General features: G+C 39.0%; 24 protein-coding genes and 1 pseudogene. 2 read left to right on the forward strand and 23 right to left on the reverse strand.

The window, feature by feature from the left end; translation table 11 throughout:
• Positions 1-90 precede the first annotated feature (90 nt).
• Complete coding sequence (gene alaS, locus JYB65_RS04110) at positions 91-2712, reverse strand: alanine--tRNA ligase (RefSeq protein WP_206581334.1); 2622 nt, start codon at positions 2710-2712, stop codon at positions 91-93.
• A 227-nt stretch (positions 2713-2939) separates the two neighbouring features.
• On the opposite strand from alaS, the gene JYB65_RS04115 reads away from it, so the two are divergent.
• Positions 2940-3896 (forward strand): aldo/keto reductase, encoded by a 957-nt coding sequence (locus JYB65_RS04115; RefSeq protein ID WP_206581335.1) that lies wholly within the window; start codon positions 2940-2942, stop codon positions 3894-3896.
• Positions 3897-3955: 59 nt separating this feature from the next.
• Here the strand turns inward: JYB65_RS04115 and nifU are convergent, their stop codons facing one another.
• From nifU to JYB65_RS04140, 5 genes are all read right to left on the reverse strand, one after another.
• Positions 3956-4396 carry a Fe-S cluster assembly scaffold protein NifU gene (nifU, locus tag JYB65_RS04120; protein WP_425331118.1) on the reverse strand — a complete coding sequence of 147 codons (441 nt, stop codon included), beginning with the start codon at positions 4394-4396 and terminating at the stop codon, positions 3956-3958.
• Positions 4397-4410: 14 nt separating this feature from the next.
• Positions 4411-5580, reverse strand: coding sequence for a cysteine desulfurase NifS (gene nifS, locus JYB65_RS04125; protein ID WP_206581337.1), 1170 nt, complete (start codon positions 5578-5580; stop codon positions 4411-4413).
• Between the two features lie 141 nt (positions 5581-5721).
• Entirely contained in the window at positions 5722-6174 is a 453-nt protein-coding gene (locus tag JYB65_RS04130) for a hypothetical protein (protein ID WP_206581338.1), read from the reverse strand.
• Positions 6175-6272: 98 nt separating this feature from the next.
• Positions 6273-6482, reverse strand: coding sequence for a DUF896 domain-containing protein (locus tag JYB65_RS04135; RefSeq protein WP_206581339.1), 210 nt, complete (start codon positions 6480-6482; stop codon positions 6273-6275).
• A gap of 35 nt (positions 6483-6517) precedes the next feature.
• Entirely contained in the window at positions 6518-7075 is a 558-nt protein-coding gene (locus JYB65_RS04140; RefSeq protein WP_206581340.1) for a recombinase family protein, read from the reverse strand.
• A gap of 85 nt (positions 7076-7160) precedes the next feature.
• Here JYB65_RS04140 and JYB65_RS15265 point away from each other — a divergent pair, with 85 nt between their 5' ends.
• Positions 7161-7610 (forward strand): YmaF family protein, encoded by a 450-nt coding sequence (locus tag JYB65_RS15265; protein WP_425331113.1) that lies wholly within the window; start codon positions 7161-7163, stop codon positions 7608-7610.
• A gap of 214 nt (positions 7611-7824) precedes the next feature.
• On the opposite strand, the gene spo0A is transcribed toward JYB65_RS15265, so the two are convergent.
• The 17 genes and pseudogenes from spo0A to asd form a co-directional block, all read right to left on the reverse strand.
• Positions 7825-8622, reverse strand: a complete 798-nt coding sequence (gene spo0A, locus JYB65_RS04150) for a sporulation transcription factor Spo0A (RefSeq protein ID WP_206581342.1) — start codon at positions 8620-8622, stop codon at positions 7825-7827.
• Between the two features lie 144 nt (positions 8623-8766).
• Positions 8767-9864 carry a SpoIVB peptidase gene (gene spoIVB / locus JYB65_RS04155; protein WP_206581343.1) on the reverse strand — a complete coding sequence of 366 codons (1098 nt, stop codon included), beginning with the start codon at positions 9862-9864 and terminating at the stop codon, positions 8767-8769.
• A gap of 14 nt (positions 9865-9878) precedes the next feature.
• Positions 9879-10325, reverse strand: a complete 447-nt coding sequence (locus JYB65_RS04160) for a BofC C-terminal domain-containing protein (protein WP_206581344.1) — start codon at positions 10323-10325, stop codon at positions 9879-9881.
• 40 nt (positions 10326-10365) lie between these two features.
• A complete protein-coding gene (locus JYB65_RS04165) occupies positions 10366-11100 on the reverse strand; it encodes a helix-hairpin-helix domain-containing protein (RefSeq protein WP_206581345.1) in 735 nt (244 codons plus the stop codon).
• Between the two features lie 71 nt (positions 11101-11171).
• On the reverse strand, positions 11172-11849 hold the full coding sequence (locus JYB65_RS04170; RefSeq protein ID WP_206581346.1) for a TIGR03936 family radical SAM-associated protein: 678 nt from the start codon (positions 11847-11849) through the stop codon (positions 11172-11174).
• Positions 11842-13695, reverse strand: a complete 1854-nt coding sequence (locus JYB65_RS04175; protein ID WP_206581347.1) for a TIGR03960 family B12-binding radical SAM protein — start codon at positions 13693-13695, stop codon at positions 11842-11844. Before JYB65_RS04175 ends, JYB65_RS04170 begins: the two co-directional genes overlap by 8 nt.
• Positions 13696-14238 carry an HD domain-containing protein gene (locus JYB65_RS04180; RefSeq protein WP_206581348.1) on the reverse strand — a complete coding sequence of 181 codons (543 nt, stop codon included), beginning with the start codon at positions 14236-14238 and terminating at the stop codon, positions 13696-13698.
• Between the two features lie 46 nt (positions 14239-14284).
• Positions 14285-14542 (reverse strand): hypothetical protein, encoded by a 258-nt coding sequence (locus tag JYB65_RS04185; RefSeq protein WP_206581349.1) that lies wholly within the window; start codon positions 14540-14542, stop codon positions 14285-14287.
• A gap of 142 nt (positions 14543-14684) precedes the next feature.
• A complete protein-coding gene (obgE, locus tag JYB65_RS04190; RefSeq protein ID WP_206581350.1) occupies positions 14685-15980 on the reverse strand; it encodes a GTPase ObgE in 1296 nt (431 codons plus the stop codon).
• A gap of 216 nt (positions 15981-16196) precedes the next feature.
• Positions 16197-16457 (reverse strand): 50S ribosomal protein L27, encoded by a 261-nt coding sequence (gene rpmA, locus JYB65_RS04195; RefSeq protein ID WP_128745471.1) that lies wholly within the window; start codon positions 16455-16457, stop codon positions 16197-16199.
• A gap of 141 nt (positions 16458-16598) precedes the next feature.
• Positions 16599-16907, reverse strand: a pseudogene (gene rplU / locus JYB65_RS04200) (50S ribosomal protein L21); the annotation flags it as partial.
• A gap of 180 nt (positions 16908-17087) precedes the next feature.
• Positions 17088-18143, reverse strand: coding sequence for a recombinase RecA (gene recA / locus JYB65_RS04205; protein WP_206581352.1), 1056 nt, complete (start codon positions 18141-18143; stop codon positions 17088-17090).
• 219 nt (positions 18144-18362) lie between these two features.
• Positions 18363-19610, reverse strand: coding sequence for a competence/damage-inducible protein A (locus JYB65_RS04210; protein ID WP_206581353.1), 1248 nt, complete (start codon positions 19608-19610; stop codon positions 18363-18365).
• 261 nt (positions 19611-19871) lie between these two features.
• Positions 19872-20405 carry a CDP-diacylglycerol--glycerol-3-phosphate 3-phosphatidyltransferase gene (gene pgsA, locus JYB65_RS04215; protein WP_206581354.1) on the reverse strand — a complete coding sequence of 178 codons (534 nt, stop codon included), beginning with the start codon at positions 20403-20405 and terminating at the stop codon, positions 19872-19874.
• A 3-nt stretch (positions 20406-20408) separates the two neighbouring features.
• Positions 20409-21728 carry a 30S ribosomal protein S12 methylthiotransferase RimO gene (gene rimO / locus JYB65_RS04220; protein WP_206581355.1) on the reverse strand — a complete coding sequence of 440 codons (1320 nt, stop codon included), beginning with the start codon at positions 21726-21728 and terminating at the stop codon, positions 20409-20411.
• A gap of 17 nt (positions 21729-21745) precedes the next feature.
• Entirely contained in the window at positions 21746-24484 is a 2739-nt protein-coding gene (locus tag JYB65_RS04225; protein ID WP_245156568.1) for an FtsK/SpoIIIE family DNA translocase, read from the reverse strand.
• A 297-nt stretch (positions 24485-24781) separates the two neighbouring features.
• A complete protein-coding gene (asd, locus tag JYB65_RS04230; protein WP_206581356.1) occupies positions 24782-25867 on the reverse strand; it encodes an aspartate-semialdehyde dehydrogenase in 1086 nt (361 codons plus the stop codon).
• Positions 25868-26004: the final 137 nt, after the last annotated feature.

Genomic DNA, 26004 nt, shown 5'->3' on the forward strand with positions numbered 1-26004 from the left:
TCACCTTCTTTCTTATAATATATTATACACAAATTGCCAATCATAAAACAACTAAAAACGATTTATTTAATATTGTTGTAATATTTAAAACTAAATAAGCGATTCAGCCACTTTAAATGCATCCATAATTTTAGAAGCATCTTTTGCACCAGCTTGAGCCATATCCGCTTTTCCGCCGCCGCCGCCGCCTGCTGCTGCTGCAATTTGCTTAATCATATTTCCTGCATGGTAACCTTTTTCCAATAAATCATCTGTTACAGATACCATGAACGTGACTTTTTCGCCAACCTGAGAAGCAAACACAACGATAACGCCTTTATTATTCTTCTTGATATCATCTGATATGGCACGAAGATCATTGATATCATAATCTGTAAACGCTTTTGTAAGAAGCTTTACATTCTTGATTTCTTTTGCTTCCGCCAAAATGGAATCAAGTGAAGAACTGATTGCACTCTTCTTTAAGTCCTCCAGTTCTTTCTTTAAAGACTTCGCTTCTTCAGAGATGTTGGTAATCTTTGCTAACACACCGGACCTATTTGTTTTTAGTATATCCGAAGCAGCATGAATTAATTCCTCGGATTCCTCCACTTTTTTAAGAACACCCAATCCGGTCACCGCTTCGATTCTTCGAACACCCGCTGCTACTCCGGTTTCGCTGACAATCCGAAGCGCACCGATCAATCCGGCGTTGCTTACATGCGTTCCTCCGCAAAGTTCTTTACTGAAATCACCGACCGATACAACTCGTACTGTATCCCCGTATTTTTCACCGAACAATGCTGTTGCTCCGCTGTCTGCAGCTTCTTTCATAGACATTTCTTCCACTTTTACAGGTAAAAAATGTAGGATCTTATCGTTTACCAGCTCTTCTACTGCTGCAAGCTGTTCTTTGCTTACTGCCTCATAATGACTAAAGTCAAAACGAAGTCCCTCCGCCGTCACGCTGGAACCTGCCTGATGTACATGATCTCCCACTACTTCTTTTAATGCTTTTTGCAGCAAATGCGTAGCCGTATGGTTTCTTGCAATGCTGTTTCTATTGGTTACAGAGATTGCCGCAGTAACGGTATCACCGACATGTAACTGCCCCTTCAACACTTTAATTTTATGGGCAAAGTTTCCTTGTACTTTGGTGACATCAAGCACTTCCGCCATAAAGCCGTCGTTGTAAATGGTTCCGCAGTCATAAATTTGTCCGCCGCTTTCTGCATAGAAAGGAGTCTTGTCTAAGAAAATCTTAGCATCTTCCCCTTCTCCCACAGAGGCTGCATTCGGTTTAGCAGAAATAATCGCTTTTACAACTCCTTGATCTGTCACCTTTTCGTAACCGGTAAATTCAGTTGTTCCTTCCATGCTCACACTTAGATTGTCTTCAGCCCAACCGTCTTCTTCAGCAGATTTTCTTGCAGCTCTTGCCGTTTCCTTCTGCTTGTTCATGTGCTCGTCAAATTCTTCAATATCTACACTGCACCCGTTTTCCTCCAAAATTTCCTGTGTCAATTCCAGCGGGAAACCATACGTATCATGCAGCTTAAATACCTTCTCGCCAGATAAAACGGTCTGTCCTTCTGCCTTTAATTCTTCTACATACTGAGCGATAATGGCCGTACCTTGATCAATAGTTGTACTGAATTTTTCTTCTTCAATCGTAATAATCTTAAAAATATAATCTTTCTTTTCTTCCAATTCAGGATATGCCTGTCCGGAAGCTTCGATCACTTTTTTCGAGATTTCTGCCAAGAAAGCACCTTCAATATTTAAAAGCTTTCCATGCCGAGCGGCTCTTCGCAGCAGTCTTCTTAATACGTAGCCTCTCCCCTCATTGCTTGGAATAATACCGTCTCCGATCATAAAGGTTACCGAACGGATATGATCTGTAATAATTCGAATGGAAACATCCGTAGGAAATTGACCGTCCCCGTACTGAACGCCTGATTTAGCCACAATTGCATCTAAAATATATTTGATCGTATCAATGTCAAAAATAGAGTCTACACCCTGCATGATGCAAGCCAGACGCTCGAGGCCCATACCTGTATCAATATTTGGATGTGCCAAATTGGAATAGGTTCCGTCTTCTTCTTTACTAAACTGAGTAAATACATGATTCCAGAACTCGATATATCGGTCGCAGTCACAGCCGGGTTTACAATCTTCACTGCCGCAGCCGTATTTTTCACCTCTGTCAAAATAGATTTCAGAACAAGGTCCGCATGGGCCTGTACCAATTTCCCAGAAATTATCGTCTTTGCCGAGTCGGACGATTCTTTCTACTGGCATACCGATAACTTCTTTCCAAATAGTAAAAGCCTCATCGTCTTCTTCATAAATGGTTGCCCAAATTTTATCTTCCGGCATTTTTAGTACCTGAGTGATAAACTCCCATCCCCATGTGATGGATTCGGTCTTAAAATAATCACCAAAAGAAAAGCTTCCAAGCATTTCAAAAAAAGTGCCGTGTCTCGATGTGTATCCAACATTTTCGATATCGCCTGTTCGGATACATTTTTGACAAGTCGTCATTCTTTTACTTGGCGGCGTTTCCAGCCCGGCAAAATATGGCTTTAATGGGGCCATTCCTGAATTTATAATCAGTAAACTCTTGTCCTTTTCCGGAACAAGTGAAAAACTCTTCTTCTTATAATGTTCCTTGCTTTCATAAAAGTTCAGAAACATTTCTCTCAATTGATTCAGACCTAACTTTTCCATATATAATTTTCCTCCCGAAAATAATTTTATTCCGTAGAAAATATCGTAACCGATATTTTCGTAGTATCAAAAAAAGCACCTTAATTGTTGGCTAATAGTCAACATCTGCAAAGAGCAATCTTTGATTTCGTCATTTGAACTTTTTTTACAAATAACCCTGATATTATACCATATTCCATGTTACAATTAAAGAAAAAAACGTTAAAAGATGTTTTTTCGGAGGTTTTATGCAGAAAAATATTCTTGGAAATACAAAATTAGAAGTGACGCCCGTCGGTTTAGGCGTACTAACGGTAGGACAAACTCAATTGAATCTATCCTTGAATGAGGGAGCATCGGTTCTGCGTTATGCGCTTGAAAGCGGTATTAACTTTTTAGATACGGCACAATATTATAAGACATACCCTTATATGAAGCAAGCGTTGAAAGGTACTAACTTTGAGCCTGTCATTGCTTCTAAATGCTTAAGTCCTTCTTATAGCGATATGAAAGAAGCTATAGAAGAAGCGCGCAGAGAATTAGATCGGGATGTTATCGATATTTTCTTGATGCATGAAGTACGTAACGATCCGGACTTTAGTAACCGCGTGGGAGCATGGGAATATCTGAATGAAGCAAAAATAAAAGGACTCGTCAATGCCATAGGGATTTCTACGCATCATGTTGATGTTGCGGAAAAAATGGTCAACATCCCTGAGTGTGATATCCTTTTCCCGATTATTAATTTTAGAAGTATGGGTATCCGAAGAGGTTTCAATCCGGGGACAAAGGAAGACATGGCTGCCGCAATAAAGAAAAATGCCGATGAAGGGAAAGGGGTCTTCGCGATGAAAGTCTTTGGCGGAGGAAATCTTACCGGTCACTATTTAGAAGCGTTGGATTATGTAACTTCTTTAAAAGGAATTTCATCCATGATGATTGGATTTGGCTACAAACACGAAATTGACCGAATTATTGAATATGTAGAAGGGACCATTGACAAAAACTACTCGCCTGATATAAAAGATAAAAAAATACACATTGACGCAGGAGACTGTGAAGGCTGCGGAGCTTGTATACAGCGGTGCCCCAATAAAGCTCTTCGGTTTAATACGGACGGTCTCGCAGAGATGGATTATAAGGCTTGCTTGACCTGCGGCTACTGCGCCCCTGTCTGTCCTGTCAGAGCAATCATCCTATTTTAACATTTCCATTTTAAAAGCCGAAGGAAAACCCCTTCGGCTTTATATATAATAGTAAGAATTTATTCTACACCACAATGATCGTGCTCGTCTTCTTCGGCATTCGGATCAAAACCTTCTAAGCCTTTATATTCTTTACCGTTTTTCTGTGCATAATCATAAATAGCGGACTTGATCGCATGGTCTGCTAAAACAGAGCAATGAATTTTTATTGCCGGTAAGCCACCAAGCTCATCAATAATCTGCTTGTTAGTAATAGCAAGAGCTTCATCAATTGTCTTACCAATAATCATGTCTGTTGCTACGCTGGAGGATGCAATTGCTGATCCGCATCCAAATGTTTTAAATCTTGCATCAATGATGACATCGTTTTCCACTTTAATTCCAATTTGCATCATATCTCCGCAAACCGGGCTGCCATAAGTACCAGTGCCATCTGCATCGTCTAATTCTCCGACATTATGTGGATTCATAAAATGATCCATTACCTTATCATTATACATTGCCATAGTTTATATTACCAACCTTTCACACTTGAAACTGAAGAAATGCTTCTCAATTTATTGACAACTTCTACTAAGTTTTCTACTACATAATCAATATCTTCTTTTGTCGTAGGTTCTCCAATAGTAAATCTTAAAGATCCGTGGATTTTTTCTACCGGAATCCCTAAAGCAGAGAGGACATGAGATGGTACTAATGATGCTGAAGAGCAGGCAGAACCAGTCGAAACGGATATGCCTTTCATGTCTAAATACAGCAGCATTGCTTCCCCTTCTATGTACTCAAAGGTTAAGTTTGCATTTCCAGGATGTCTATGCTCTTTGCTTCCGTTAAGCGTTACATGTTCAATTTTTTCCATAACTTGATTGATAAAATAATCTCTTAGTTCACTTACTTTTTTGATATGTTCATCAAGATTTACTCTTGCGAATTCCGCAGCTTTACCGAATCCAACAATTCCCGGTAGATTCTCAGTACCTGCTCTTTTCTTGCTTTCCTGCGCACCGCCATGCATATAATTGGACAGTCTTACGCTTTTTTTTATATAAAGAGCCCCGATACCCTTCGGTCCATAAATTTTATGGGCAGACATGGACATCAAGTCAATACCTAACTCCTTCACATCAATGGGTACATTTCCAATTGCTTGTACCGCATCCGTATGAAAAATAATGCCATGTTCTTTCGCAATAGCCGCTAGTTCCTTAATTGGTTGAACAGTTCCAATCTCATTATTAACAAACATAATGCTGATGAGAATCGTTTTGTCTGTAATCGCTTTCTTTAAATCCTCCGGATTTACTCTACCGTCGGAGTCTACACCCAAATAAGTGACTTCATAGCCATGTTTTTCAAGATATTCACAAGAATGAAGCATCGCATGATGTTCAATTTTTGTAGTGATGATATGATTTCCTTTGTTTTTTAAGGAATCTGCTATTCCTAATACGGCCCAATTGTCGGCTTCCGTACCGCCGGATGTAAAAAAGATCTCTTTTTCTTGAGCGTTGATAAGCTCTGCAACTTGAACTCTTGCTTTGTCAATCGCTTCTCTTGAAGCTGCACCAATTGTATATAAGCTAGAGGGGTTTCCATACATCTGCGTAAAATATGGAATCATCTCTCGCATTACTTCTTCCTTAACAGGAGTAGTTGCTGAATAATCTAGATATACCTGTCGCATAATTAGCTCCTTCTATATTATATATATAAAATTAAAAACCCGATATAATATTATACCAACATTTTTTAAAATATAAACAATTTTTTTTACATTACCTAGTAAATAAATATGATATATATATCAGCAGCCAATAACGCGCGACTAAATGGCATTTAGACAAGAAATTTTATACAAGCCGTCACTCTTCTTTAAGACAATATTATAATTGCCTTCCATCGTATAATCTTTATCCAGACCGCTCATCTCCCACAATATTTTGACTTTATATGTACTATATTCTAATAAGTTTTTCTCTTGCTTTATATCAAGAAATTTCATTGAATTTACAACATCTATTTCTGTATTATCCCAATCTCTCAGTTCTTCAATATCTTTGGTAATTAAGGGATATGTCTCAATCTTCTCTAATGCTTCTTCTGCTTTCTCCTTGCTGATCTGATTATAAAAAGCTTTCTGCAAGATGCTTGTCCTCTGCTGCAATAATTGCTCTACATTGCTGTCACCGGATACAGATGGATCTGCAAAACCCGAAAAAACGCTGATTATGATAATCAATAAAGCCATTATCACAACCAGACTGCTGTATTTCTTCATAATTCTTCTCCTTATTGTAAGTAATTGAATTTACAAGAAATACTATAATAATAAAACGGCGAGAAATTTGTTACTTCCCGCTGTTTTTTTTAATTAAATTAATTCACTTTGATGTCAATTTCGACATCTTCTTCAATGGTATCAACAATTTCAATGTTTTCCAACTGAGCTTTAAAGCTTTCTCTAAACTTAGCTAAATATTCTTGTCTAAGATTGTTTTGTTCTATTTTTTCTTCTTCTGATAATCCTACCACTTTTGACTTTCGGGCAAGCTCATTAATTCGATCAATTTTTTCTTTTGACAGCATCTTCGTTTTTCCTCTCTATTTTATCATTCACTTTCTTATGCCCTTTTTGCACGTATCAGCGTACTTTTGCTGATACCCGTTTTTTCTTCTACTATTTTATAGCTGTTCGATTTTAGTAAATCTAATGCTTCATCAATTTCACTTCGGGAAAATTTCTTCGGCCGGCCTTCTTTAAAACCTTCCTTTGTTTTTGCAATGGCTTTGCCCACTTGAGTTCGCTCTATAATCATTGCCTTTTCAAATTCGGCAAGAGCATATAATATATTGAGTATCATTTTCCCGTTATGGGTCGCATCAATCATTCCCATGTTTATGACATTCACTCGAATGTTTCTCTCCATAGCAGTCTCAATAAACAGAATTCCATCTTTAATTGTACTGCAAAGCCGGTCCAATTTCGCTACGACAAGTGTATCTCCACCGTACATTTTGTCAATCAATTCGCATAATAAGGGGCGTTCTTTCAAATCGTCATATTTTTCAACCAAAATTTCGGCACTGGGATACCGCTGTTTAATTAATTTCGTTTGATCTTCAATAGATTTTGCCTCAAATTGTCCTTTTGCGGAAACGCTAGCATATCCATAAATCATATATAGTAACCTCTTTTACTTTTGAGTATAAGTTTTGACACATAAGATAGGATTTATTATATAATATTTCGATATAAATTGTCAATTGTATTATTTTATACAATCGGCAAAAATTAAAACCTCCATTTTTCTCCATACAAAATGGTACCTAAACGGTATCATTATTCTCGCCCATGTCACAGATATTTTATCATTTCATACTATAATTAGAGGTGATATAATGCCAAATAATAAACTTCACACTCATAGTTACGCTGGATCAACTACACTAGTAAATAGGCATGACCATGCATACTCTGGTAAAACAAGTATAGATAAAGACACGACCAATCATTCTCATTATATAGAAGGTATAACGTCATCTAGTAATGGTCATACGCATCACTATACGGTACAAACAAGCCCAGCCTATAAAGTTCTGGGCGGTCATTACCACTTTTACAGATGTACCACGGATACAGATACGCATGCTCACATTTTACAAGGTTATACCTCTGTTTATAGGGACAATTTATTAGAGACTACACTAAAATAAAAGAAGTTGAATATATGTATTCCAAGAGCATAGATGCAATCTATGCTCTTTTTTTAATATACAAGTTTCCTATTAAAAAGCTCCTTTTATTTAGTGGAGTTATCCAATAAATAAAAGGAGCTTATAGGTTACTTATTATATATTTATGTAATAATACCGACCAACATATAATATAAATTGTTTTTATTAGTGAAAAATACTGAAAAAGAAATAGTTAAGAAATTTTTCGTTCTAATCTCAGTTTGTCTGCTATAATTGCGATAAATTCAGAATTGGTCGGTTTGCCTTTATCGTTATGAACCGTATAACCGAATAAACTATTAATGGTTTCAATTTTTCCTCTATTCCAAGCAACTTCGATAGCATGCCTGATCGCACGTTCGACTCTGCTTGGGGTGGTATTGTTCAGTTTAGCTATTGCAGGATATAGTTCTTTGGTTACTGCACCAAGCAAATCCATATCATCAACAACCATGGTAATTGCATCGCGCAAGTATTGGTACCCCTTAATATGTGCAGGAACACCTACTTCATGAATGATATTTGTGATGTCAATTTCTAAATCATTGCTTGACTTTTCGGAATTATTAACTACAGTTCTTGTTACAGCAAGCTTTGTTATTCCCTCCGTTTCATCTTCTCCGAAAAGTCCGTTAATTCTTTTAGTCAGTACGCCGAGGTTGAAAGGCTTTACCACATAATACACGGCCCCTAATTTAATAGCTTTTTGGGTAATCGATTCTTGCCCTACAGCGGATAGCATAATGGTTTTGGGATATTTAGCTAATTCTAAACTGTTAATGTTCTCCAAAACACCTAATCCATCTAAATGCGGCATAATCATGTCTAGTATTAGGACGTCTGGCAAATATTTTTTAATGTTTTCTACAGTCTGAATTCCATCATTTGCTACGAAGGCGATATCAATATTTTCCTGTTCAGCAAAGTAATCGCTCAAAATTTCACAAAAATCCTTATTGTCATCTGCGATTCCTACACTTATTTTCGTCATCACTTATCCCCCTTAATTTCTAATAATCTGCTTGATTATTAATTCTTTAGCAATATTCATGCATAAACTCTAACATATATACTAATTTATACTTTTTAGGCAGGATATGCAACAGAAATAATTAGAAATATTAAATAATTATCCCTATTGCTCGACAGAATTCGACTTCTCCTCTTGCAGCATCCACTCGATGAATATGCCATATCCCTTCTGTGGATTCTTTACAAATACATGGGTTACAGCTCCTATGATCCTGCCATTTTGGATAATTGGGCTGCCGCTCATACCTTGAACAATTCCACCGCTTTTCTGCAAAAGTCTAGGATCAGTTACTTGAATCACCATTGATTTTGTATCCGGTTTGCTTTGTCTGTTTACCTTCTCTATTTCAATTTCATAGCTTTCAATCTTATCACCATCTAATGTCGTCAATATATAAGCCGGCCCGACTTTCACACTGTCCTGATACCCTACTACCAATGGTTGGTTATAAAAAGGATTCTCAATTTTTTCATACATCTTTCCGAAGATGCCAAATTCCGTATTGGTGTCCAATGTTCCTAACGGTTTATCTGCCTCATAAAAAATCCCTCTTATTTCTCCAGGATCGCCAACCTTTCCTTGTTTAACGGACTCTACCTTTGAATTTAATAGTTCACCTTCTGCTACAGGAAGTAAGGCTCCTGTTTCAGGATCTGTAATGGCATGACCTAACGCACCGAATGTATTATTGCTTGGGTCATAGTAGGTGAGCGTACCGATACCTGCAGTCTTATCCTTCACCCAAATTCCCAGCTTATACATATGATCATCTTTTGCTATAACAGGATCAAGCGTTATGTTGATTATTTCATCCTTACGCTGAATTTTAAGAAGGACTTCCCCCTTTATCTTATTGACCAGTTCCTGAACTTCAGAAGCTCTATATACCTTTTTACTGTTTATCTCTAAAATGGTATCACCGATCTGAAGTCCTGATAATAGTCCGGGATTTACAACTTCACCTGTTATGGTCTCGATCTCTTGAAGTCCTACGATCAATACGCCTTTCACATCCATCTTAACCCCTATGGAATGTCCTCCGGGAATAAGAACTTTTTCTGTCAGTACATTGACTGTTGCAGGTGCCGGTTCCGTGTTTGTGCCGCCATTAACAGCAATGGAAATGCCGGTTACAGCAATAAGCAATAGTAAGAATACACTTACCGCTTTCGCAATAGCATGATTTTTTTGATTATTCATATGCAAAATAACTCCTAGCTTTCAAAATCTTGTAATAATTCAAGTAACTCATCTTCACTATTCACAATGATACCTTTTCCGAACATCTGTTGATCTTCTTCACTCAATAAAGAGAATAGTATATCTGTTGTACGCAATAAGGTTTCTTTTCCCTCGCTGTCATAATGAAAAACTTTTATGAGTCCATCTGATTCCTTCACTAAATAATATTCACTACTTGAATCTTTTTGCTCATCATTCTGCATATTACTATCTAAATTTTGTTTTGTATCGTTATTTACTGTTTCTTGATCTGTTTTTGTGGAAGGTTGATCCGTAGGAGTTTCCAAATTCGTGCTTATTTCTTGATTTTCAGAAACACTTCCTCCCCAGTCTGTTACTAGATATCCCAGGGCAAGCACTACTGCTATCACAATATAGAACCCTTTTCTTTTTATAAAGCTTTTTTTTCTTGTAAACATAAAACCACCTCTAAAGATAGTTTTAACTGTTTTTTCTATTTTAAACCATAATTTTTGTTTTAAATTTTTGAAAGGTCTTTTCTCCTATGCCGCTGACCTTTGTAATGTCCTCAATTTTTTCAAATTTCCCTTGTTCCTGCCTATATACTATTATTTTTTCAGCTGTAGCAGGCCCTATTCCGGAGAGAGTCTGCAATTCCTCCGATGTTGCTGTGTTAATATTGATTCGATTGTCATTATTATTTCCTGTTACTGCATATTCATTCCCATTGCTTATCCCTGTAGATCCTCTTATAATTCCAGTGTTATTTGTTTTTGATGAGTTTGATTGAACATCTGATTTCGTTGGTACGACAACTTTATCCTGATCTTGTAATACTTGCGCCAAATTTAATGTACTCGTATCCGCATCTTCCGTCATTCCGCCTGCCTTTTGGATGCCTTCAAAGACTCTCGATCCGCTTGGCATTTCATAGACATAAGGTTTTTCTACAGCTCCGCCGATATCAACAAAAATGACCGAATCTTGATCTTGTTCCTGTTCATCCTGTGCTGAATCAGTCTCAGTCTCATCTTCTTCTGTTTGATTTTTAATTACTGGAGCGTTACTTTCCGCCAATTCAAATTTTGTTGTTTGATCATCTTCTCCTCGAATACAAAAAACAAAAAAGGCAGCTGCAAAAAATAATATTCCTGCACATGCCTTTACGATTGCTTTTTTATGATATTTAATAAAATTTTCAATATAATCCCTATTTAATATTTCCTTCAACATCCATACCCTCTTATAATTAATTTCCTTAATTTTACAATAGTATCGAGTGGATGTCAATAACTTATTTGGTATTATATGGTAAATCCATTATTGAAAATTAATTTGTGCCGAGTTACTTCGATGGAATCTCTTGAAATATCCAATCGGAGAAATTGCAAAATTGCTTCAATAAGCAATTCGGGACTTGCGTTTGATTCACTGCCTGCATCCAGCGTTACAGAAACCAGGAATCCTTCATTTTGACCGGTAAATTTTAATTCTCTTATCTTATTTTTAATGTCTACTTCCATCAGCTCTTTTGTCTTTTTCTGTTTTTTCTTCGCAACAATGTGTTCTTGTGCTAAAAACTCATTGCATAGCTGCTCAGCAGATAAGTTTTCCTTACCGACAGGGATCTTAATCCTATATTCAGCGGCTTCCGTTAAAGCGGCAAGGGTCTTGCTTTCCTTTGTATAGTCCACACACTCTAAGATATCCAACCCTTCCGGCATGATTGCGCGAAGTTTTTCCTTGATGTCAGCAGCATCAACCGGTATTGCCGTCTCAAATTCAAGAATCTCTCCTATACTGGAATAACCAAGAGACAGCGGCTGGGCGAATCCCATTTTCGGATGAGGATTGAAACCCTGCGAATACTGCAATTTCACACCGATTCTTTTAAAACTCCGTTTAAATAAACGCAATAAATCCAGATGAGACGTATATTTACAAAATCCTTCTTTAGAGAATTTCAACACATATTTAGCCATTGATACCCTCCATTTCACACTTCACATTGTTATTCATTCCGCAACCTACGCAGCCATTTCTGCAATCTTGGGTCGTTTCTTCCTTCCTAGCCTTTTCGTTTTCACGGATCAGAAAGTCCTTTGAGATACCTGAATCAATAATATCCCACGGCAAGACTTCCTCATAGCTTCTTTCTCTTGTGGTATAAAAATCCGGATTCACTCCAGTTTCCTCAAAAGCTTGCTTCCAGGCCGGATAATTAAAGTGTTCTGTCCAACCGTCAAACTTACAGCCCAGCTCAAACGCCTTGATAATTACCTTGCCTACTCTTCGGTCCCCTCTTGCAAATACGGCTTCTAAAACGCTCGTGTCTGTACCATGGTAATTAAACGTTACCCCTTTAATCGTTCTTAACTTGTCTTTTAAATACTTATGCTTTTCACTGAACTGCTGCGCGGAATCTTGAGCCATCCATTGGAACGGCGTATGCGCTTTGGGAACAAAATTAGATGCACTCACTGTCACATTAAAACGGCCTGACTTCGCATTAATCTTTCGATTCAATTCAATGATATTGTACGCGATATCATAAATACCATCTAAATCCTCCACGTTTTCCGTTGGCAGTCCAGTCATAAAATACAACTTAATGTTCTTCCAACCTAGTTCTAAAGCTTGTTCAACAGCACTATAAATATTTTCTTCAGTAATACACTTATTAATCACATCTCGCAGCCGTTGAGAGCCCGCCTCGGGCGCAAAAGTCAGTCCTGATTTTTTGTAGCCCTGTATCTGCTCCAACACTTTAAAAGAAAATGAATCCAGTCTTAAAGACGGCAAGGATAATGAAACATTATTATTTTTGCACATAGACATTAAGTTCATCGCAAGCTCTTCAAATCTTGAATAATCACTCGTCGATAAAGACAGCAAAGACAGTTCTTCATGTCCCGTATTTTCAAGTTGTTTTCTTGCTAATTCCTCAATGAGTTCCATTTTTCTTTCACGGACCGGCCGGTAAATCATACCGGCTTGACAAAAACGACATCCTCTCGTACATCCTCTAAACGTCTCCACTACCGAACGGTCATGCACCGTTTCAATGAAAGGGACAATCGGATTCGTCGGAAAGTCAACCGCGTTGATATCCGAAATAATACATCGCAGCACCCGATCCGGAGCGTCGTCATACAACTTTTCAATTCGTTCAATTTGACCGTTTTCTTCATTGTACATCGGCTCATAAAACTTAGGGATATATACGCCTTGAAGCTTGACCACACGTTTATAAAATTCTTCTCGAGTTTCCCCTGCGCCCTTTGAGGCCTGATATTCATTAAATAATGTTACGAGAATTTCTTCACCGTCTCCAATAAGAAAAATGTCAACGATATCCGCAAGAGGTTCCGGATTAAAAGCACAAGGTCCCCCAGCTATTACAATGGGGAACGCATCTCCGCGCTCTTCACGAAGAAAAGGAATACCGCTTAAATCCAATATATTTAATATATTCGTAAAGGAAAGTTCATACTGCAAGGTAAAGCCGACAAAATCCATTTCTTTTATCGGCGTTTTAGATTCCAGTGTGAACAGAGGAATGTGTTCTTCTCTTAATATGGCTTCCATATCGAGACCGGGGCAGTACGCCCGCTCACAAAAAATATGTTCTTCTTTATTTAATATATGATATAGAATTTGCATGCCCAAATAAGACATGCCGATCTCATAGGTGTCCGGAAAAGCGAAGCAAAACCGGGTAGTCGTCTCCTGCGGTTCCTTCGAGACGGAATTCAATTCCCCTCCAATATATCTGGCAGGCTTTTCCACCCTTTTCAATATGTTGTCCAAATTTAAATTCAAGCTCATTCAAACGACCCTTTCTTTTTCTTTCATTAGTTCATCTATTGTCATGCCAATTGTATCTTCAATCTCAGCCAAAAGAATTCTGGTATCCGCTATTTTTTGCGTAATTCTTCTTTCAGCTTCTTTATTTCCTCTAACCTTTTCCAGTATATATTGCATCCGCTCTTCAAAACCGACATATTGATCTTCTTTAACAACTCGGTCTCCTAAGCATACTAACTCCGTTTCCGTAAGCTCTGCAACCGTTTTCGGTAATTCATATGTCATATGAACAGCTATAATATTTGCTTCCGCTTCATAGCCCAGATTGCGGGCAATTTCAGCCCCTTTTTCCCAGTGCTTGTCCTCTACTCGGAGTATGTCATGAATAAGAGCTGCACCTTGAATTAATCGAATATCTAAATGACTGCCTGCACGATTCAATGCTTCCGCTAATGTCATGGCAGCATATGCCACTGCGTGGCAATGCCGTATCACATGCGTCGGAGTATGATATTGTTTTAGAAGGTTCTCACATTCCTCTACTGTTAAATGCTTTTGCCCCATCTCTTTCCACCAAACCTTTCAACAGACAGTATAACATAAAGTAAAGCTAATCCTCAAGTTCTCTATAGGAATCCAATGTGTCCTGTGTATACGCTATTGCAGCCTCTGCTTTTTGTTTTAACCCGGCGATGGTCTCAACAGTAGTCACTCCCATTGTTTTAATTTCTTCATAAGAATAGTCTTCCATCACTATGCTCTGAGCCTTCACCAAACAAGATTTTACCTTATTGTTATCGATCTGATTGATACCGATAGCAATAGCAGCTATGATCAAGCAAGCTGCAATTTGTTTTATAAATACCATAAGATACCTTCCATTTCTTAATAGATCCTTATTACGATACTATCCTCTTTCTAATCTATTAATATTGAAACTGATCCTTCTTTATACCAAAAAGCTGCCGGCTCCAAGAGGTTTTGGAACCGGCATCATTACATTCTACTGATTAAAATTCTTCCCAGTATTCAAATTCGTAATCAAATATTTTGATGGTATCGCCTTCATCAAGGCCTATTTCTTTTAATTGCTCAATAGCCCCATTCTTTTCAATATATTTGTATAAATATCTTAAAGAACCGCTATCGTTGAAGTTGGTAGAGTCAAAAATCTTCTTCAGTTGTTTTCCGTTCAGCACATACACACCGCTCTCGTCAACAGAAGCATAAATTTCTCTATAGTCTTCATCCACTTCATCCTTTTCAAAATCGAAGAATTCATAAGTCTCTTCTTCCGGTGCTTCCAGCTCAAGTTTCTCAAGCATATGATAGGCTTCTGTAAGCAGCTCATACGTACCTTCATTGAGCGGTGCAGCAATAGGAAATACCTTGATGCCTTTTGCCTCAATATATGCTTTAAATTGTAGAAATTCTGAACTGTTTTCGTCTACCATGTCCATTTTATTTGCAGCAACAATCTGAGGTTTCTGCGCAAGCTTTTCATTATACATTTTTAATTCATTATTAATTTTTTCAAAATCCTCCATCGGGTCACGGCCTTCTGAACCCGATGCATCAATTACATGAATCAGCAGCTTGGTTCGTTCAATATGCTTTAAAAATTCATGTCCCAGTCCGGCCCCGGTATGAGCCCCCTCAATGATGCCCGCGATATCTGCCATAACAAATCCGTTGTCAAAAATCTCTACTACTCCTAAGTTTGGAGTGATTGTCGTAAAGTGATAATTTGCAATTTTAGGATTTGAATTGGTAGAAACGGATAAAAGAGTTGATTTTCCTACATTAGGAAACCCTACTAATCCAACATCAGCAATTAATTTCATTTCTAGCAGAATGGAACGCTCTTTTGCAGTTCCTCCCGCTTCAGCAAAATTGGGTGCCTGACGAACAGAGTTTTTAAAGTGAACATTTCCCCTTCCGCCTTTTCCGCCTTTTGCCGCAACAAAACGGTCTCCCGGATTCACCAAATCCTTCATGACAAGTCCTGTTTCTTGATCTATTACAACAGTTCCAGGCGGCAGTTTAATGATAAGGTTTTCTCCGTGTTTTCCGAACCTTTTCTTTTTCATGCCGTTCTGTCCATCTTCAGCTTCATATTTTCTTTTATATCTAAAATCCATTAAAGTTCTAAGGCTGGCATCGGCCATGAAAATGACGTCCCCGCCTTTTCCGCCGTCGCCACCATCCGGTCCGCCTTCCGGCACATATGGTTCTCGTCTAAAAGAAACACAGCCATCTCCGCCTTTTCCAGATCGAATTGTTATTTTGGCTCTATCTACAAACATTAGCCCTCTCTCTTTCTGATTTTTTTGTACTACTGTATATGATGTTCAAAAAAATCATAAAACTCCATATATCTTTCTTCTTTCTAAAAAATATTTAAAAAAGTGGCTTCGTCACTCCGCCGGAGAACTCTCTGCACACCTCGGTTTTAATTCAATAGGGAAGGATATTCCTATTGAATTAAAAAGCCCCTATAAAATAGGGGCTCATGAATCAATTTAAGCTTCTTTCGGATAAACGCTTACTTGCTTTCTTGTTTTGTCATATCTTTCGAACTTTACAGCTCCATCAATTTTAGCAAATAAAGTATCGTCTCCGCCAATTCCTACGTTATTGCCAGGGTGGAACTTTGTTCCTCTCTGTCTAACTAAGATGCTACCAGCACTAACGTACTGACCATCGCCTCTTTTAACGCCTAAACGTTTCGACTCACTATCTCGTCCGTTTTTGGAGCTTCCTACTCCTTTTTTACTTGCCATAGACCACACCTCCTTTTTTCTTGTGCTGTCTTCGCTAAATAAATAGCTCATATTATAAGTTAGCTTATCAACAAATTATTCTGCTGCTTCAACTGCTTCAGTTTCAGCATCTGCTGACTTCGCTGACTTTCTTGCTTTTCTTGCAGAAACCTTTTCAATTTTGATCATTGTATAAGGTTGTCTGTGTCCCTGTTTCTTTCTATAGTCCTTCTTTGACTTGTACTTGAAGATGATAACCTTCTGTCCTTTACCATGTTCAACTACAGTTCCGGCTACATTGCAGCTTTCTACGTAAGGAGCGCCAACCTTGATTGTTTCTCCATCACTTACTAAAAGTACCTTATCGAAAGTAATCTTATCTCCTGCTGAAACGTCTAACTTTTCAACCGTGATTACATCACCTTCCTGTACTCTATACTGCTTTCCGCCTGTTTCAATTACTGCGTACATATGTTTTTTACCTCCTCTATCCAGTCTCGCCATCTAAGGTAACAAATAGGAGATTCCTTTTGTTTTACAACTACCCATTCTGAGCGGCTTACAATAAAATATGATATCATACAAGCCTGATAGTGTCAAACATTTTTTCCAGCTTAATGCTTATTTTTTCAATATAATATCCTATGTAATCTATTCAATAATAACTCCGTCTTCATCTACTTCAAGGGATTCTTCAACTGCTGCCTTTACAGGCTTTATAGACTCCAGCAATAAGGCTTCCATTTTATTCAATGTTTCAGGATTTTCCATCAAAAACCGTTTTACATTTTCTCTTCCCTGTCCGATACGTTCTCCGTTAAAGCTATACCAGGATCCTGCTTTTTCAACAATTTTGCTCTCTACTGCACAATCCAGAACATCGCCCTCTTTAGAAATCCCTTTCCCGTACATGATATCAAACTCTGCTTGTTTAAACGGAGGAGCGACCTTATTCTTGACAACTTTTACCCGCGTTCTGTTTCCTAAAACCTCATCTCCTGATTTGATGCTTTCTATTTTTCGAACATCCAATCTCATGGAGGAGTAGAACTTTAATGCGCGTCCGCCCGTGGTTACTTCCGGACTTCCAAACATGACCCCGACTTTCTCTCTTAACTGGTTGATAAAAATAACGCAGGTTTTTGTTTTATTAATTGCTCCGGCAAGCTTTCTCAACGCTTGAGACATGAGCCTTGCTTGAAGTCCTACGTGGCTGTCACCCATTTCGCCTTGGATTTCTGCTCTGGGAACGAGTGCCGCAACAGAGTCGACAACAATCACATCAAGCGCACCACTTCGTACGAGCATTTCACAAATTTCCAAAGCCTGCTCACCGGTATCCGGCTGAGAAACAATCAACTCATCAATGTCCACACCGAGATTTCTCGCATAATCCGGGTCCAACGCGTGTTCTGCGTCGATAAAGCCCGCTTTACCTCCGCTTCTCTGAGCTTCTGCAATAATATGTAAAGTCAAAGTCGTCTTGCCGGATGACTCCGGACCATATACCTCAATAATTCTGCCTCTAGGAACTCCTCCTATACCGGATGCCATATCCAAACTTACAGCTCCTGTTGAGATTGCTTCTATGTTAAGTTTTGCAGAGTCATCACCAAGCTTCATAATGGAGCCCTGTCCAAACTGCTTTTGAATCTGTGCCATAGCCGCCTGCAACGCTTTATCCTTTTCCTCGTTATTAATACCCATGGTATACCTCCTAAAAGTAGTGAACATTTGTTCTTATTTTATTATCATACTCTATCCGAACAGGACGGTCAAGAAATATTTTTATTGATTTTAAAATTTACAAGAACTGTTCACACATAATAAATTCATTTCTTGACCTTTCAATTATTTCTTTGTACAAATAAAATGGAAAATATTGTTATATATAAATATATCATCCAATATTTTCCATGTCAATTTTTATTGATAATCCGGATCTAAAATTATTTTTCGAACGATATTAAGCATGTATAAGGCGGTCGTATTCCTGTTCCATTTTCGATTAACATTTCGAGTTTGTATCTCTTCACATACTTGTTTATCATCAAAAATAACCCCTACATAAGAAAGCCCCACGGGTTTTTCTTCACTTCCTCCATCAGGTCCGGCGATACCCGTTACCGAAATACACAATCTGCTGCCGGATGCCTTTTGAACCCCTTGAGCCATCTCCATTGCTGTCTGAGAGCTCACGGCTCCATATTGTTCCAACGTTTCTTCTTTTACGCCTAATTCTTCGATTTTCGCCTGATTGCTGTACGTGACAAAACCTCTGTCGAATACGGCAGATATGCCGGGTATATCGATTAAAGTCTGCGCAAACAGTCCCCCTGTACAAGATTCAGCGCAAGAAATAGAAATATTGTTTTCCATAAGAAGTTTCGCAACTACTTCGACCAAATCCTCATCGTCACTGCTGTAGATGTATTCACCGATTCTTTCTTTTATCAGGTCCAGCATATCATTGACAGCTTGCTCTGCTTCTTCTAGCGTTTCCCTCTTGGAAGCAATTCGAAGACAGCATTCTCCCTCTTTTGCATAGGTTGCCAGCGTGGGATCGGTTTGATTGTCAATTAAATCGAGCAATTCTGTTTCAAGTTGAGATTCTCCTATGCCAATGGTTCGAATCATTCGATGATAAATCTTTCCATCGATCTTTGATTCTAAATAAGGTTTTACCTTACGTTCGAAAAGTCTGGTCATTTCTCTAGGCGGACCGGGTAAACAAATAATCGTGTTACCGTTTTCCTCCAATGCAAACCCCGGGGCTGACCCGGCATCATTATCAAAAACAATTGCTCTGGACGGCACATATGCTTGCTTCTTATTGTTTTCCGTCATCGTTTTTTTCATTCTTTTAAAAGCATCTTCTAACGCTTTCATGGTTGACTCATTCAGAACAAGTTCATCATGTAAAGTTTCACAGGCTACTTCTTTCGTCAAATCATCCTGTGTAGGTCCCAGTCCTCCTGAGGTGATGATTAGATCGCAATCTTTAAAAGCTGTCTGAATCGTTTCTTTTAACCGAATCGGATTATCTCCTACGGAATAATGATACAGAACATCACAACCTAATAAATTTAACTGCTGAGACAAATACACTGAATTGGTATTGGTAATTTCTCCAAATAATAATTCTGTTCCTACAGATAATATTGCAGCTTTCATAATAACCTTCTTTCTATAAAAAGTACAAATCACGAAATCAAAGATTTCTATTTGCGCCTATTGGCCGATTATAGTTTTATCATTCAGCCAGCTGTTTATGTGCTTTCTTTGATATCTGATCCATATCACAAGGATATTCACTACATAATAAACAGAAGCTGGCACAAGCATGGAACCAGCTCATATTAAATATGTGACAAGGAACGGCGTCACTCCCTGCTGTTTAACCTTGCCAAGCAAAGCTCGGGGTAAAAATCTTTATTATTCCTTCATCGAAAAAACTTGTTTGTTTTGAACAATATATTCAATGCCGGAGTAAATCGTCATGATGACAGAAATCCAAAGCATGATGTCTGCCACCGGAATTCCAAGATATTCGAACGGCCAGTTTTTCAAAAGAATTAACGTGACAGCAATCATTTGAGTTACAGTTTTAATCTTTCCTGACATTCCTGCCGCAATAACAATTCCTTGAGATGCCGCAACGGTACGTAATCCTGTTACAGTAAATTCTCTGGCTAATACCACAATCACCATCCATGCAGGAACGTCTCCCAATTCTACTAAGCAAACCAATGCCGAGATAACTAAAAGTTTATCTGCCAATGGGTCCATAATCTTGCCGAAGTTAGTCACTAAGTTATATTTTCTGGCAATTTGTCCGTCCAGCATATCGGTCAACGATGCTAAGACAAAGATAATCGCCGCCGCATAATAGTAGCCATACATTAAAACTACGATAAAAATAGGTACGGCTATCATTCTGCCAACTGTTAGTTTGTTAGGTAAATTCATTTTTTATTCCTCCACTCCCACTAAATCATAGTCAAATGCATCGGTAATTTTTACGTTCACCAGCTCTCCCGGCTTTAACACTCTATTCGTTTTAAATACAACCGAATTATCTATTTCAGGGGCATCGTATTGGGTTCGTCCAATATAAACACCTTCTTCATCCTGTTCTTCCACAAGCACTTCAACCGTTTTTCCGATTTTTTCTTGATTTTTCACCAAGGAGATTTCCAGTTGAAGCCGCATGATGGAATCTTTTCGTTTTTCCTTTACATCAGCTCGAACCTGTCCTTTCATCGTTGCGGCAGGGGTGCCTTCTTCCTTCGAGTAGGCAAAAATACCAAGACGTTCAAATCTCATTTCCTCAACGAAATCGTAAAGTTCATCAAATTCCTGCTTTTTTTCACCCGGGAAGCCTGTGATTAAGGTCGTTCGAATATGAATGTCCGGCATCGCTGTTCTCAGCTTTCCAATCGTAGAAACAATACTGTTGTGGGTTGATCTTCTGTTCATCCCACGCAATATAGCATCGCTGGCATGTTGGATCGGAATATCAATGTAATGACATACCTTGCTTTCCGTAGCCATGACCTCAATCAATTCATCGGTAATCCGGTCTTCATAACAGTACATCAGCCTGATCCATTTCAACTTTTCGATTTTACAAAGCTGACGAACCAGCTCGGCTAATGCAAATTTGCCGTATAGATCCTGACCGTATGCGGTTACGTCTTGTGCAATTAAGATCAGTTCCACACAGCCGCTTTCCGCAAGCTGCTGTGCCTCTTGCAGAATATCCTCCATCCGTCTGCTCCTATAATGTCCGCGTATGTGCGGAATAATACAATAAGCACAGACATTGTTGCAGCCCTCTGCAATTTTGATCGTTGCAGAGTACGGATTGTCCAGTAATCTTCTTGATTTAATCTCAACAAATTCTTTGTTCGCATCATAAAAATGCATTTCACGCTCTGCATGAAAATTGTCCAAGATCTCCGGCAGCTTATGGTATTCATTGACTCCCAGAAAAATGTCAACCTCAGGGAGTTCCTCAAACAGCTCTTCTCCATATCGTTTTGACAAACACCCTGAAACGATCAGGGTTCGTTTTCGTTCTTCTGTCTCCTTATAGTCTGCCATCTCAAAGATTTTATCTATTGATTCTTTCTTTGCATCATTAATAAATCCGCAGGTGTTTACTACAATAGCATCCGCTTCCATCGGATTGTCTACAACAATATGCCCGCTGTCCTCTAAAATACCCTGGGCCATCTCTGTGTCGTTTGCATTCTTCGGGCATCCTAATGTTTCAAAATATACTTTCATTCAATACTTCCTTTATTCTAAATTTCTTCCGGGACACCTTCCTCCAATGCAGACTGCCCCTCCTCGCGTATGCCCAGCAGTTCATCTAAGGTCAGAAGAACTTGTCTGGGTCTGCTTCCATCGGCAGGGCCGATGATGCCCCTAGCTTCCATCATATCAACAATTCTTGCTGCTCTGTTATAGCCGATTCGGAATCGTCTTTGCAGCATGGAAACAGAAGCTTGCTCCGCACGCACTACCGTTTCTATGGCTTCTGACAGCAATTCGTCTCCGTCATCACTCACTTCGTTGGTATTAGCTTTTTCAATACTGTGAATCACATCATGCGCATACTCCGTATTTGGTGCCCATTTTTTTAAATGTTCAATAACACTATGTACCTCCGAGTCCGAAATAAAATTTCCCTGCACTCGAACCGGTTTTCCCGAACCAAGCGGGTTAAACAGCATATCGCCTTTACCAACCAGTTTTTCTGCTCCGGCCATATCCAAAATCGTTCTGGAGTCAAACTGTGAAGATACCGCAAACGCCACCCTGGAAGGAATATTGGCCTTAATAACGCCCGTAATAATATCCACGGACGGCCTTTGTGTAGCGACAATCAAATGCATGCCCGCCGCTCTCGCCATCTGAGCCAGTCTGCAAATGGACTCTTCTACTTGAGAAGGTGCCGCCATCATCAGGTCAGCCAGTTCATCAATGATGATGACAATCTGTGGCATGAATCGGTCTGTTTCCCCTTTTTCTTTAACAGCCTCATTAAATGAAGCCAAATCTCTTACGCCTTCGTCGGCAAACTTCTTATATCGATCTGTCATTTCCGCAACCGCCCAGTTTAATGCTGCGGCTGCCTTGCTAGGCTCTGTCACAACGGGAATCAGCATATGAGGAATGCCGTTATAGTTTCCAAGTTCAACGACCTTCGGGTCAATTAAAACAAATTTCACTTCGTCCGGCTTGGCTTTATATAAAATACTGACGATAATGCTGTTGATGCATACACTCTTACCGGATCCGGTCGAGCCTGCAATCAGCAAATGCGGCATGGTTTTGAGATCCGCTACAATCGCCTTGCCCGCAATATCCTTTCCTACAGCAAAGGTGATTTTTGACTTCGATTCTTTAAATTCTTTTGAATCAATGATTTCCCGAACCGTTACCATGTTGATCTTTTCATTTTCTACTTCGATTCCTACCGCAGCCTTGCCCGGTATAGGGGCTTCAATTCGGATGCTTCTCGCCTCCAAATTTAACGCGATATCATCCGCAAGCCTTACAATGCTGCTTACCTTTACCCCTGTATTCGGCTGAATTTCATATCTCGTTACAGCCGGTCCCTGTGTAACCTGTACTACTTTTGCATTGACATTAAAATTGTGCAGTGTTTCTTCCAGTTTCACCGCTTTCGCTTTTAACGTATTTTCCAAAGCAGCATTATGTTTATTGCTGCTATTTTTATTTAATAATTCGATCGAAGGGAACTCGTAATTTGCCATCGCATCTACTTGGCTGTTTACATTGAATTCATTGGCATTCAATACAGAAGCCGCGGCCTCTTGTTTCGAAGGTTTGATTTCATGCCTTTCATTCTTTTTCCCATCCGGAGACTCCAGCCTGTCTTCTTCCGGCTTTGGAGCCAGCGTTTCCACTATTTCCATCACCTGTTGGTCTTCTATCGGAGGTTCCGGCTCGAATGCTTTTATTTTAAGACCGGATAAATCCACTTGCGTTTTCTGCACCGGAATAGGGATCACCGGTTCATCCGTCAATCCAAAACCTTCCGGAATAGGCTTGGCTTCTTCCAGACCGTAACTGATTTTTACTTCCGGCTCACTGATTTTTTCAGCTGCTTTTTCCTCTAACTCATGCAATCCTTGTTTAAACAGTTTATCATCTTTCATATAGCCTAAAATATTCTTTTTTCGTTCGTTTGCTTTCGCACTGTTTGCGACTGTGCCGATATCATCCTCTCCATTCAATGACACCGTCAAGTTGGCAGCTGATTTTCCATGTTCAGAATAGGCTTTCTTTAAATCCAGCTCCATCTGTTTTTGTCTTTCCGACAATTCTTCCGCCTCGGCCTCCGCCGCTTCTTCCGCAAGCTGTCTCTTGATTTCCTTTTTTAACTTAAAATCTTCAAAGAACTGTGAAATAGGGGTATTTATAATCAGCATCAAACAAATGATGATGACCACTCCCGCGAAAATATATAGTCCTGTCTTGCCGACAGCAACCATAACAAGCAAGCTCAACAACATTCCTACGCATCCGCCGTTGGTAGCCTTTATGCCGGTTTGAAACCAGCCCGCCATGTCAATATAAGCAAATGAAATTTTTTGAACTTCTATGTAGCGCGCACTGAAAATTATAGAGATCATCAAGAATGTTATCAATAATAAAATTGCAGAACGTCCGTTTATATGAGTCGCTTTTTTTAGAAGCAGTAGCAATCCATAGGCTATCAAATAGTACGGTAACACGATTGCTACCTGACCAAAGCATCCCATAAAAAAATTTCTTATCATGATTCCAAGCTCACCTGCCGCTTTGGTTTGCATAGATATGATAAAAAATACACCAATCGCCATGATGATAATGGACCAAATTTCATCTTTTACCCTGCTGCCGGTCACATTTTTCGCTGCCTGTGATGAAGATGAAGTTGTCTTAGAAGTACTTTTTCCTCTGCTTCTAGAAGAGGTTGTCTTATTTTTTGACCCCGGAGGTCTTCCGGGTTTTCTTTTTTCTTCTGCCATAAACCCTTCCCTTTTATACATAATAATTCATTCTATATTATACCATAAGATTGGTCAAAATAACATAAAAAATGTAGCTTCGCCACTCCGCTAGGGAACCCTTTGGTTCCCTTCGGCGCTCACTTTGTTCGCTGAGCACCCTCCTTTATAGGCAAAGGGGCTTCCGCCCCTCTGCACTTCCTTTTATATTGAATAGGAAATTATTATTTCCTATTCAATATAAAACCAGTCACAGGCAGAAAAAAGGTGATCCTGAAAAGAATCACCTTTTTTCGCTATGGGTTTATTTAAAATAGATTATTTAGCCTTTATATATCCTTGAGCGGTCAATGTTTCCGCACAAAGTACCGCACCGCCCGCTGCACCGCGGACTGTATTGTGGGACAAGCCGATAAACTTAAAGTCATAGACATTGTCTTCACGAATACGTCCGATCGTAACGCCCATTCCATTTTCGTAATCAACGTCTGCTTTCACTTGAGGACGATTATCTTCTTCCATATACTTAATAAATTGTCTTGGAGCACTAGGCAAGGTCAATTCTTGCGGTAATCCTTTATAATTGTTTAGTTTTTCAATAAGCTGTTCTTTCGTCGGCTTCTTTCTGAACTTTACAAATGCGGCAGCTGTATGTCCGTTTAACACAGGTACACGCACGCATTGACAGGTGATCACAGGTTCGGCCGCCTTTTCAATAACGCCATCCACGATTTTACCCCATACACGAAGCGGTTCCTGTTCGCTCTTTTCTTCTTCGCCTCCGATATAAGGAATAATATTTTCGATCATTTCAGGCCATTCAGTAAATGTCTTGCCTGCTCCGGAAATTGCCTGATACGTAGTCGCAACGACTTCATACGGTTCAAATTCTTTCCAAGCATTTAAAGCCGGAACATAACTCTGAATCGAGCAATTCGGCTTTACTGCGATAAAGCCTCTAGTTGTGCCTAATCTCTTTTTTTGATGTTCGATCACTTCAAAATGCTCTGGGTTGATTTCAGGAATAACCATTGGAACATCCGGTGTCCATCTATGTGCACTGTTGTTCGATACAACAGGCGTTTCCGTTTGTGCATAAGCTTCTTCAATAGCCTTGATCTCTTCTTTTGTCATATCCACCGCACTGAATACAAAATCAACGGTTGCTGCTACTTTTTCTACTTCATTTACATTCATTACTACTATATTTTTAACTGCATCCGGCATAGGGGTTGTCATCTTCCATCTATTTCCTACAGCTTCCTCATAAGTTTTGCCTGCACTTCGTTCACTTGCTGCAATTGTAACAACGTCATACCATGGATGATGTTCCAATAGAGAAATAAAACGTTGCCCTACCATCCCAGTTCCGCCTAGGATTCCGACTTTCAACTTCTTTTCCATTTCTTTACTCTCCTATTCGCTTTTTATATTATATAAAACATTTTATGAAATGACACTAAATATAGCCTTTAATTTGTTATTTTATCACAATTTTTTGGGCAATTCAATTGTTTTTTTCGACGTTTTTTATAATAATA

The organism is Clostridium aminobutyricum (assembly GCF_017255415.1).
In the GTDB taxonomy this organism is placed as follows: domain Bacteria; phylum Bacillota; class Clostridia; order Peptostreptococcales; family Anaerovoracaceae; genus Aminipila; species Aminipila aminobutyrica.

Coding starts and splice junctions, on each gene's coding strand:
- asd (WP_206581356.1), bottom strand. CDS start 25,867: ATGGAAAAGAAGTTGAAAGTCGGAATCCTAGGCGGAACTGGGATGGTA.
- obgE (WP_206581350.1), bottom strand. CDS start 15,980: ATGTTTGTAGATAGAGCCAAAATAACAATTCGATCTGGAAAAGGCGGA.
- JYB65_RS04210 (WP_206581353.1), bottom strand. CDS start 19,610: ATGAAAGCTGCAATATTATCTGTAGGAACAGAATTATTATTTGGAGAA.
- JYB65_RS04175 (WP_206581347.1), bottom strand. CDS start 13,695: ATGAGCTTGAATTTAAATTTGGACAACATATTGAAAAGGGTGGAAAAG.
- recA (WP_206581352.1), bottom strand. CDS start 18,143: ATGGGTATTAATAACGAGGAAAAGGATAAAGCGTTGCAGGCGGCTATG.
- spoIVB (WP_206581343.1), bottom strand. CDS start 9,864: ATGAATAATCAAAAAAATCATGCTATTGCGAAAGCGGTAAGTGTATTC.
- JYB65_RS04130 (WP_206581338.1), bottom strand. CDS start 6,174: ATGAAGAAATACAGCAGTCTGGTTGTGATAATGGCTTTATTGATTATC.
- spo0A (WP_206581342.1), bottom strand. CDS start 8,622: ATGACGAAAATAAGTGTAGGAATCGCAGATGACAATAAGGATTTTTGT.
- nifU (WP_425331118.1), bottom strand. CDS start 4,396: ATGTATAATGATAAGGTAATGGATCATTTTATGAATCCACATAATGTC.
- rimO (WP_206581355.1), bottom strand. CDS start 21,728: ATGAAAGTATATTTTGAAACATTAGGATGCCCGAAGAATGCAAACGAC.
- JYB65_RS04170 (WP_206581346.1), bottom strand. CDS start 11,849: ATGGCTAAATATGTGTTGAAATTCTCTAAAGAAGGATTTTGTAAATAT.
- rpmA (WP_128745471.1), bottom strand. CDS start 16,457: ATGGCAAGTAAAAAAGGAGTAGGAAGCTCCAAAAACGGACGAGATAGT.
- JYB65_RS04135 (WP_206581339.1), bottom strand. CDS start 6,482: ATGCTGTCAAAAGAAAAAATTGATCGAATTAATGAGCTTGCCCGAAAG.
- JYB65_RS04165 (WP_206581345.1), bottom strand. CDS start 11,100: ATGTTGAAGGAAATATTAAATAGGGATTATATTGAAAATTTTATTAAA.
- JYB65_RS04180 (WP_206581348.1), bottom strand. CDS start 14,238: ATGGGGCAAAAGCATTTAACAGTAGAGGAATGTGAGAACCTTCTAAAA.
- JYB65_RS04115 (WP_206581335.1), top strand. CDS start 2,940: ATGCAGAAAAATATTCTTGGAAATACAAAATTAGAAGTGACGCCCGTC.
- alaS (WP_206581334.1), bottom strand. CDS start 2,712: ATGGAAAAGTTAGGTCTGAATCAATTGAGAGAAATGTTTCTGAACTTT.
- nifS (WP_206581337.1), bottom strand. CDS start 5,580: ATGCGACAGGTATATCTAGATTATTCAGCAACTACTCCTGTTAAGGAA.
- JYB65_RS04140 (WP_206581340.1), bottom strand. CDS start 7,075: ATGATTTATGGATATGCTAGCGTTTCCGCAAAAGGACAATTTGAGGCA.
- JYB65_RS04160 (WP_206581344.1), bottom strand. CDS start 10,325: ATGTTTACAAGAAAAAAAAGCTTTATAAAAAGAAAAGGGTTCTATATT.
- JYB65_RS04185 (WP_206581349.1), bottom strand. CDS start 14,542: ATGGTATTTATAAAACAAATTGCAGCTTGCTTGATCATAGCTGCTATT.
- JYB65_RS04225 (WP_245156568.1), bottom strand. CDS start 24,484: ATGGCAGAAGAAAAAAGAAAACCCGGAAGACCTCCGGGGTCAAAAAAT.
- pgsA (WP_206581354.1), bottom strand. CDS start 20,405: ATGAATTTACCTAACAAACTAACAGTTGGCAGAATGATAGCCGTACCT.